At 71.9% G+C, this 8,610-nt stretch carries 6 protein-coding genes; all 6 read left to right on the top strand.

Features of this window, described 5'->3' with window-relative positions; translation table 11 throughout:
• Positions 1 to 59 precede the first annotated feature (59 nt).
• The 6 genes from OG2516_RS00335 (at position 60) to OG2516_RS18805 (ending at position 8,568) form a co-directional block, all read left to right on the top strand.
• The gene (locus tag OG2516_RS00335) at positions 60 to 1,589 is read left to right on the top strand and encodes a DUF6504 family protein (RefSeq protein WP_040615216.1); all 1,530 of its coding nucleotides are present in this window, start codon (positions 60 to 62) and stop codon (positions 1,587 to 1,589) included.
• Between the two features lie 181 nt (positions 1,590 to 1,770).
• Positions 1,771 to 5,103, top strand: coding sequence for an error-prone DNA polymerase (locus tag OG2516_RS00330; RefSeq protein WP_007253587.1), 3,333 nt, complete (start codon positions 1,771 to 1,773; stop codon positions 5,101 to 5,103).
• Between the two features lie 276 nt (positions 5,104 to 5,379).
• Positions 5,380 to 5,748, top strand: coding sequence for a helix-turn-helix domain-containing protein (locus tag OG2516_RS00325; RefSeq protein WP_040615215.1), 369 nt, complete (start codon positions 5,380 to 5,382; stop codon positions 5,746 to 5,748).
• Positions 5,749 to 5,821: 73 nt separating this feature from the next.
• Positions 5,822 to 6,643 carry an inositol monophosphatase family protein gene (locus OG2516_RS00320; RefSeq protein ID WP_007253585.1) on the top strand — a complete coding sequence of 274 codons (822 nt, stop codon included), beginning with the start codon at positions 5,822 to 5,824 and terminating at the stop codon, positions 6,641 to 6,643.
• The gene (locus OG2516_RS00315) at positions 6,636 to 7,970 is read left to right on the top strand and encodes an 8-oxoguanine deaminase (protein WP_007253584.1); all 1,335 of its coding nucleotides are present in this window, start codon (positions 6,636 to 6,638) and stop codon (positions 7,968 to 7,970) included. Before OG2516_RS00320 ends, OG2516_RS00315 begins: the two co-directional genes overlap by 8 nt.
• A 76-nt stretch (positions 7,971 to 8,046) precedes the next feature.
• On the top strand, positions 8,047 to 8,568 hold the full coding sequence (locus tag OG2516_RS18805; protein ID WP_156799253.1) for a CAP domain-containing protein: 522 nt from the start codon (positions 8,047 to 8,049) through the stop codon (positions 8,566 to 8,568).
• The last annotated feature ends 42 nt before the right edge of the window (positions 8,569 to 8,610 follow it).

Below are 8,610 nucleotides of genomic sequence, written 5' to 3'. Positions count from 1 at the left end.
CCGCCGCCCCCGCCCCCGCCTCTGCCGGCGGCGCCCCGCGCCCCGCCGAGCGCGACCCGCTGGCGCGCCGGATCACCGCGATCCACCTGCCGCGGCTGTCGGTCGAGCGCTGGCTGCGCATCCTCGCCGCCCGCGGCGAGGCCCCGCCCGACGACCTGCCCGCCGCGCTCGCGGTGGAAGGCACCCACGGCCCGGTGATCCACGCCACCACCCGCGCCGCCGAGCAGGCCGGCATCCACGCCGGCGCGCGGGTGGTCGACATGCGCGCGCTCTGCCCCGAGCTGCTGATCGAGTACGCCGACCTCGAGGGCGACCGCATGGCGCTGCAGAAGCTGATGCTCTGGGCCCGGCGCTGGTGCCCCTGGACGGCGCTCGACGGCAGCGCGGGGCTGGTGATGGACACCACCGGCTCCGACCACCTCTGGGGCGGCGAGGCGGCGATGCTGCGCGACATCGAGGAGAAGCTGTCGCTGCTCGGCCTGTCCTGCGACCTCGCCACCGCCCCCACCCACGGCGCCGCCTGGGCGCTGGCGCGCTTCGGCGGCGTGCGCCAGACCTGCCGCCCCGAGACGCTGGCCGCGGCGATGGCGCCGCTGCCGGTGCGCGCGCTGCGGCTCGAGGGCGAGACGGTGCTGCTGCTCAACCGGCTCGGCCTCAAGACCGTCGGCGCCCTCGCCGCGGTGCCGCGGGTGTCGCTGGCGCGCCGCTTCGCGCGCGCCGGGCTGACGAAGAACCCGCTGCTCAGGCTCGACCAGATGTTCGGCCGCACCCCCGAGCCGGTCGAGGCCCCCGAGGATCCGCCCCGCTTCGCCGTCGAGGCGCGGCTGCCCGAGCCGGTGCAGGATCCGGGCCCGCACCTGCCCGCGCTCGCCGCCGAACTCTGCGCCGGGCTCGCCGCCGAGGGGTTCGGGGCGCGGCGCGTGGCGCTGACCGTCTACCGCACCGACGGCGAGGTCTCGCGCGTCGAGGTCGCCACCGCCCGCGCCACCCGCGATGCCGGCCACATCGCGCGGCTGTTCGAAGGCAAGCTCGAGCGGCTCGACCCGGGCTACGGGTTCGATCTCGTCACCCTCGCCGCCGCCGTCGCCGAGGAGAGCCGGCAGGTCCAGACCCGGCTCGACGGCGGCGCCGACGACGGCGCCGAGCTCGCGCGGCTGGTCGACCGCCTCACCGCCCGCTTCGGCGCCCCCGCGATCCGCCGCCCGGCACTGCACGAAAGCCACGTCCCCGAGCGCCGCGAGGCGTGGCACGCCGCCCTCGGCCCCCGGCCCCGCGCCCCCGGCCCCGCGCCCCGGCCGCGCCCGGTGCGGCTGCTCGAGCCGGCCGAGGAGATCGTCGTGCTCTACGCCGTCCCCGAAGGTCCGCCCGCCCGCTTCGCCTGGCGCCGCCAGACCCTGCGGGTGGTGCGCTCCGCCGGCCCCGAGCGGATCGCCCCGGAATGGTGGCGCGACCGCCCCGGCATCCGGCTGCGCGACTATTACCGCATCGAGGAGCAGACCGGCCGCCGCTTCTGGCTGTTCCGCGACGGGGTGCTCGGCGACGGCCGCGGCGACGAGCCGCGCTGGTTCCTGCACGGAATCTTCGAATGACGCCGCGCCAGCCCCGCGCGCCGGCCACGAGGGGGCCCTGCCCCCTCGCGCTCCCCCGGGATATTTCCGGAACAGAGACCGGGGGCGCGCGCCCATCGTCTCTGTTCTGCAAGTATCCCGGGGGGAGTCGCCGCAGGCGGCGGGGGGCGGCGCCCCCCTGCCCGGGCCCCGGGAGGCGCTGATGCCCGAGGTGGAGCGCCCCCCCAGGCACACGCTCGCGCCCGGCGAGCAGGTCTTCGCGCCGAACCCGCGCGCGCCCTTCGTCGAGCTCGGGCTGGCGACGTGCTTCTCGTTCCTGCGCGGCGCCTCGGACGCGACCAACTTCGCGCTCGAGGCGCACCGGCAGGGCTACGACGCGATCGGGGTGGCCGATCTCAACACCTTCGCCGGGGTGGTGCGGCTCCACATCGAGGCGAAGGTGACGCGCCTGAGGCCCGTCATCGGCTGCCGGCTGGCGCTGCTGAGCGGCGAGGTCTTCCTCGCCTACCCGAGGGACCGCGCCGCCTACGGGCGGCTGTCGCGGCTGCTCTCCAAGGGCAAGATGCACGACAGCGAGGGCAACTGGCAGAAGAAGGGCGTCTGCGACCTGACGCTCGCCGATCTCGCCGCCCATGCCGAGGGGGTGCAGCTGATCCTCGTGCCGCCCGAGGACCTCGACGCCCTCGAACGCGCCCTGCCCGGCCTGCTGACGCGCCTGCCCACCCTCGGCCACATCGCCGCCAGCCACCTCTACCGCGGCGACGACCGCGCCCGGATCAACCGGCTCGACGCGCTGGCGGTGCGCCACGGGCTGCAGATCCTCGCCACCAACGACGTGCTCTACCACGAGCGCGCGCGCCGGCCGCTGCAGGACGTGATGAGCTGCATCCGCGAGGGCGTCACCCTCGCCGAGGCGGGCTTCCGGCTCGAGCAGAACGCCGAGCGGCACCTGAAGTCGCCCGCCGAGATGGCGCGGCTGTTCAACGAGTGGCCGCACGCCATCGCCGCTGCCCGCGCGGTCGCCGATTCCTGCCGCTTCGACCTCGAGGAGCTGGCCTACGAATACCCGCGCGAGATGATCCCCACCGAGACGACCCCGCAGGCCTGGCTCGAGGAGCTGACCTGGGCGGGCGCCGCCGAACGCTATCCGGACGGCATCCCCGAGGCGACGGTGGCGGTGCTCAACAAGGAGCTGGCGATGATCGAGAAGCTCGACATCGCCCGCTACTTCCTCACCATCAACGACATCGTCCGCTTCGCCCGCGAGGGGGTGGCCAAGCCGATCCTGTGCCAGGGCCGCGGCTCGGCGGCGAACTCGGCGGTCTGCTACGTGCTCGGCATCACCGCGGTCGATCCCGCCCAGCACCAGCTGCTGTTCGAGCGCTTCATCTCCGAGGAGCGCAAGGAGCCCCCCGACATCGACGTCGACTTCGAGCACGAGCGCCGCGAGGAGGTGATCCAGCACATCTACCAGAAATACGGCCGCGACCGCGCCGGGCTCTGCGCCACGGTGATCCACTACCGCCCCAGGAGCGCGATCCGCGAGGTCGGCAAGGTGATGGGTCTCAGCGAGGACGTCACCGGCGCGCTGGCCAAGACGATCTGGGGCAGCTGGGGCACCGACGTGGAGGCCAGGCATGTCGGCGAGGCCGGGCTCGAGCTCAGCGACCCGGTGCTGCGCAAGACCATCCTGCTGGCACGCCAGCTGATCGGCATGCCGCGCCACCTGTCCCAGCACGTGGGCGGCTTCATCCTCACCGAGCGGCCGCTCACCGAGACCGTGCCGATCGGCAACGGCGCCATGCCCGACCGCTCGTTCATCGAGTGGGACAAGGACGACATCGACGCGCTCGGCATCCTCAAGGTCGACATCCTGGCGCTGGGGATGCTCACCTGCATCCGCAAGTGCTTCGACCTGATCGAGGCGCATTACGGGCAGAGCTGGACGCTGGCGTCGATCCCGCAGGAGGACAGCCGGGTCTACGACATGCTCTGCAAGGGCGATTCGATCGGCGTGTTCCAGGTCGAGAGCCGGGCGCAGATGAACATGCTGCCGCGCCTGCGGCCGCGCGAGTTCTACGACCTCGTCATCGAGGTCGCCATCGTCCGCCCCGGCCCGATCCAGGGCGACATGGTCCACCCCTACCTGCGCCGCCGCTCGGGCGAGGAGGCGGTGGACTATCCCGCCCCCGCCCCGCCGCACGATCCCCAGGAGCTCAAAAACATCCTCGGGCGCACCCTCGGCGTGCCGATCTTCCAGGAGCAGGCGATGAAGATCGCCATCGACGCCGCCCGCTTCTCGCCCGCCGAGGCCAACGAGCTGAGGAAGGCGATGGCCACCTTCCGCTCCAAGGGCCAGATCGGGCTGCTCGAGGACAAGATGGTCGGGCGCATGGTCGAGCGCGGCTACGAGGAGGACTTCGCGCGGCGCTGCTTCGACCAGATCAAGGGCTTCGGCGAGTACGGCTTCCCCGAGAGCCACGCCGCCAGCTTCGCGCTGCTGGTCTACGTGTCGTCCTGGCTCAAGTGCCACTTCCCCGACGCCTTCTGCGCCGCGCTGCTCAATTCGCAGCCCATGGGCTTCTACGCCCCCGCCCAGATCGTGCGCGACGCGCAGGAGCACGGGGTCGAGGTGCGCGCGCCCGACGTGAACTACTCGGAGTGGGACAACAGCCTCGAGCCGACCTACGCGGGCTACTTCGCCGTCCGCCTCGGGCTGCGCCAGATCGGCGGGCTGCGCGAGGACATGGCGGCGCGGCTGGTGGCGGCGCGCGACGCGCCCTATCGCGACCTCAAGCAGCTGCAGGAGCGCGCCGGCCTGACCCAGCCGGTGATCCGCCGCCTCGCCGAGGCCGACGCGATGCGCTCGATGTTCATCGACCGCCGCCAGGCCCTGTGGGAGGCCAAGGCGCTGCGCGACGCGCCCGACCTGCCGCTGTTCCGCCAGGTGCGCGACGAGGGCGAGGAGCGCCCCGTCGGGCTGCCCGCGATGCCGGTCTGCGAGCAGGTGGTGGCCGACTACCAGACGTTGCGCCTGTCGCTGAAGCGCCATCCGATGGCCTTCCTGCGCAAGAGCCTCGCCCGGCAGCGCTACACGCCGAGTTCGGCGCTCGAGGGCATGAACAACTGGCAGCGGCTCAAGCTCGCCGGGCTGGTGCTGATCCGCCAGAAGCCGGGCAGCGCCAACGGGGTCTGCTTCATCACGCTGGAGGACGAGTTCGGCAGCGCCAACCTCGTGGTCTGGCCCAAGGTGATGGAGCAGTACCGCAAGGTGGTGATGCAGGCGCGGCTGCTGGTGGTGCACGGCTACGTGCAGCGCGAGGTCGAGATCATCCACGTGGTCGCCACCCACCTCGAGGACCGCACCGACGCGCTCTACCGCCTCGCGCCGGAGGGGCTGTCGCCCGCGATGGCCCATGCCGACCATATCAATCGGCCGATGCAGGGCAGCGCCCGTGGCAGCGACGCGCCGGCCCCGCGTCGCTCGCACCCGCGCGACGTGCGCATCATCCCCAACAGCCGCGACTTCCACTGAACCCGGTCGCGGCGACGAGATGTTATCGCAACCAGCGCGGGCGGCTGGCGAGTCGGCGCCGAACGGCCACGGGAGCGCGAGACGTTGCGTAAATCGAACGAAAAAGCCGCGCATATGCACAACTTAACCATTAATGATCGACGGGCGCCGGATTTTACCTATACTTAAGTACAGGACAGGCACTGCAACCGTTGCGTGTCTGGCTCATTCGTGGTCCGCTTTCGATAACCCGGAGTGGTGACTTCGGACCTGAACGGGCAGCAAGAGGACGAGAAGATGAAACACCCCGTCGATGTCCATGTTGGCCAGCGCATCCGCAACCGGCGCTGGATGACTGGCACAACGCAGCAGCAATTGGCCGAGAAGGTCGGGATCAAGTTCCAGCAGATCCAGAAGTACGAAACCGGCATGAACCGGGTCAGCGCCTCGCGCCTCTGGGACATCGCGTCGGTGCTCGGCGTGAAGATCGACTTCTTCTTCGAGGGCCTCGGCGAGACGGAGACGCCCGCCAACGCCAACGACCTGCCCGGCAACATCCTCACCGACCGCGAGGCGCTCGAGCTGCTGCGCTCCTACTACGCGATCCCCGAGAACCAGCGCAAACGGCTGTTCGAGCTGGCACGGGTGCTGAGCGAAGCCGCCTGAGCCCCGGCTTGCCAGCGGGCAAGCGACAGGCTACCGCCATCCCCTGCGGGACGACCGACCGGAGGGGGATGGCGTGAGCGGACAGACCGGACTGAGCGCGGCCGAGATAGAGGCCATCGTCGCCACGGCGCAGGCCTGCGCCGACGCCGCCCGCAGCGAGACCCTGCGCCACTTCCGCCGGGCCGAGACCGTCGCCGAGACCAAGGGCGACCAAGGCTTCGACCCGGTCACCGTCGCCGACCGCGCCGCCGAGTCGGCGATGCGCGCCCTGATCGAGGCGCAACGCCCGGACGACGCGATCCTCGGCGAGGAGTTCGCCCGCCGCGAGGGAACATCGGGCCTGACCTGGGTGCTCGACCCGATCGACGGCACCCGCGGCTATATCAGCGGCACCCCCACCTGGGGCGTGCTGGTCTCCGTCGCCGACCGGCACGGCCCGCTCTACGGCCTCATCGACCAGCCCTATATCGGCGAGCGCTTCGAGGGCGGCTTCGGCCGCGCCAGCCTCGTCGGGCCGCGCGGGCACCAGTCCATCGCCACGCGCCCGCCCCGCCCGCTCGCCGAGGCGACGCTGCTCACCACCTTCCCCGAGGTCGGCTCGCCCGCCGAGGGCCGCGCCTTCCGCGCGGTGGCGGCGCAGGCGCGGCTGACGCGCTACGGGCTCGATTGCTACGCCTACGCCCTGCTCGCCGCCGGCCAGATCGACCTGGTGATCGAGGCCGGCCTCCACCCCTACGACATCCACGCTCCCATCGCCGTCATCCAGGCCGCCGGCGGCCTCGTGACCGACTGGGACGGCGGCCCGGCGCACGAGGGCGGACAGGTCATCGCCGCCGCCAACCCGTCGATCCACGCCGAGGCGCTGGCGCTGCTGCGGGCGGCCTTCGATGGCTGACCGGCTGATCCGCAACGCCGACACGGTGCTCACGATGGACGGCGCCGAGCTCACCGGCGCCGACGTGCTGATCCGCGACGGGATCATCGCCGAGATCGGCCCCGGGCTCGCCGCGGAGGGCGCGGAGATCGTCGACGCCGCCGGCTGCGTCGTCACCCCCGGCCTCGTCAACACCCACCACCACCTGTTCCAGTCGCTCACCCGCGCGGTACCCGGGGCGCAGGACGCGCTGCTGTTCGGCTGGCTGCAGACGCTCTACCCGATCTGGGCGCGCTTCGGCCCCGAGGAGATGTACGCCTCCGCCCGCCTCGGCCTCGCCGAGCTGGCGCTGTCGGGCTGCTCCATGAGCAGCGACCACCTCTACCTCTTCCCCAACGGCGCACGCCTCGACGACACCATCGCCGCCGCGGGCGAGATCGGGCTGCGCTTCCACCCGACGCGCGGCGCGATGAGCATCGGCGAGAGCGACGGCGGCCTGCCGCCCGACAGCCTCGTCGAGCCCGAGCGCGCGATCCTCGACGATTGCATCCGCGTCGTCGACGCCTTCCACGATCCCGCCCCCGGCGCGATGGTGCGCGTCGGCCTCGCGCCCTGCTCGCCGTTCTCCGTCAGCCGCGAACTGATGCGCGACGCGGCGCTGCTGGCGCGCGACAAGGGCGTGATGCTCCACACCCACCTCGCCGAGAACGACGAGGACGTCGCCTATTCCCTCGAGCGCTTCGGCTGCCGCCCCGGCGACTTTGCCGAGGACCTGGGCTGGACCGGCGACGACGTGTGGCACGCCCATTGCGTCAAGCTCGACCCCCGCGAGATCGCGCTGTTCGCCGCCAGCGGCACCGGCGTCGCCCATTGCCCCTGTTCAAATTGCCGCCTCGGCTCCGGCATCGCCCCGGTGCGCGCCATGCGCGACGCCGGCGTGCCGGTCGGGCTCGGGGTCGACGGCTCGGCGTCCAACGACCAGGGCAACCTCATGGAGGAGGCCCGGCAGGCGATGCTGCTGCAGCGCGTGGCGCATGGCGCAGAATCGATGTCGGCGCGCGAGGTGCTCCGGATTGGGACACGCGGTGGTGCCGAAGTGCTGGGCCGTGGCGGCGAATGCGGCAGGATTGCGCCGGGGTATCGCGCCGATCTGGCGATCTGGCATGTCAGCGGCATCGACAGCGCCGGCAGCTGGGACCCGGCGGCGCTTGTCCTGGCAGGGCCGCGGCGGGTGCGCGACCTCATCGTCGAGGGCCGCGACGTGGTCCGCGACGGCTGCCTCATTCGTGCCGATCTGGGCCGGATCGTGTCGGAAGCCCGCCGGCTTGCCCTAGATCTTGCCCGGTAAGGAACCCGTTCGCGTCCCGAATTGATCCAATTCGATTGATTGACTGACCCCTGTCGAACACAGGGGAACGTCACGAATGAAAGCTGCCAAATTTGGTCTTCTGTTCTTGCTGGCTGCCTGCAGCACCAGTGGGACAGGGGGCGAAGTCACCTCGGCGCGCGATGAGATCCTCGCCGTCGCCGGCATCCAGCGCACCGCGCCGGAGCCCGTCGCCAGCCTCGACCGGACCGAGTTCGGTCTCGTTTTGAACGACGCACGCGGCTCGCTCGCCCCCGTGGTGTCGCACGACATCCTCAACGACGTCGCCCAGGGCTACAGCGGCGCCATCGTCCGCAGCGGCCGGCGCATCGCCGACGGCGACAACCTCCACGTCGGCACCGACGGCAGCCGCGTCTCCGACCGGGTGCTCGCGGCGGGCTACGACTACCAGTGGGTCGGCGAGAACATCGCGCAGGGCTACGACGACAACGAGGAGGTCGTCGAGGCCTGGCTCGCCAGCGACGGACACCGCGAGGTGATCATGGCGCCCGAGGCGGAGGATTTCGGCATCGGCCGCACCGAGCGGACCTGGGTGCTCATCATGGGCAAGGAGCGCTGAATCGGCACGGTTCCGCCGGGGCGGTTTGACAGGTCGCGTCCG

This window comes from Oceanicola granulosus HTCC2516 (assembly GCF_000153305.1).
GTDB lineage: Bacteria > Pseudomonadota > Alphaproteobacteria > Rhodobacterales > Rhodobacteraceae > Oceanicola > Oceanicola granulosus.
This window is presented reverse-complemented; position numbering and strand designations above follow the sequence as displayed.

What these genes read in the sequence shown, in the direction of transcription:
- OG2516_RS00330 (WP_007253587.1), top strand. Translation starts at nt 1,771, where the DNA reads ATGCCCGAGGTGGAGCGCCCCCCCAGGCACACGCTCGCGCCCGGCGAG.
- OG2516_RS18805 (WP_156799253.1), top strand. Translation starts at nt 8,047, where the DNA reads ATGAAAGCTGCCAAATTTGGTCTTCTGTTCTTGCTGGCTGCCTGCAGC.
- OG2516_RS00315 (WP_007253584.1), top strand. Translation starts at nt 6,636, where the DNA reads ATGGCTGACCGGCTGATCCGCAACGCCGACACGGTGCTCACGATGGAC.
- OG2516_RS00325 (WP_040615215.1), top strand. Translation starts at nt 5,380, where the DNA reads ATGAAACACCCCGTCGATGTCCATGTTGGCCAGCGCATCCGCAACCGG.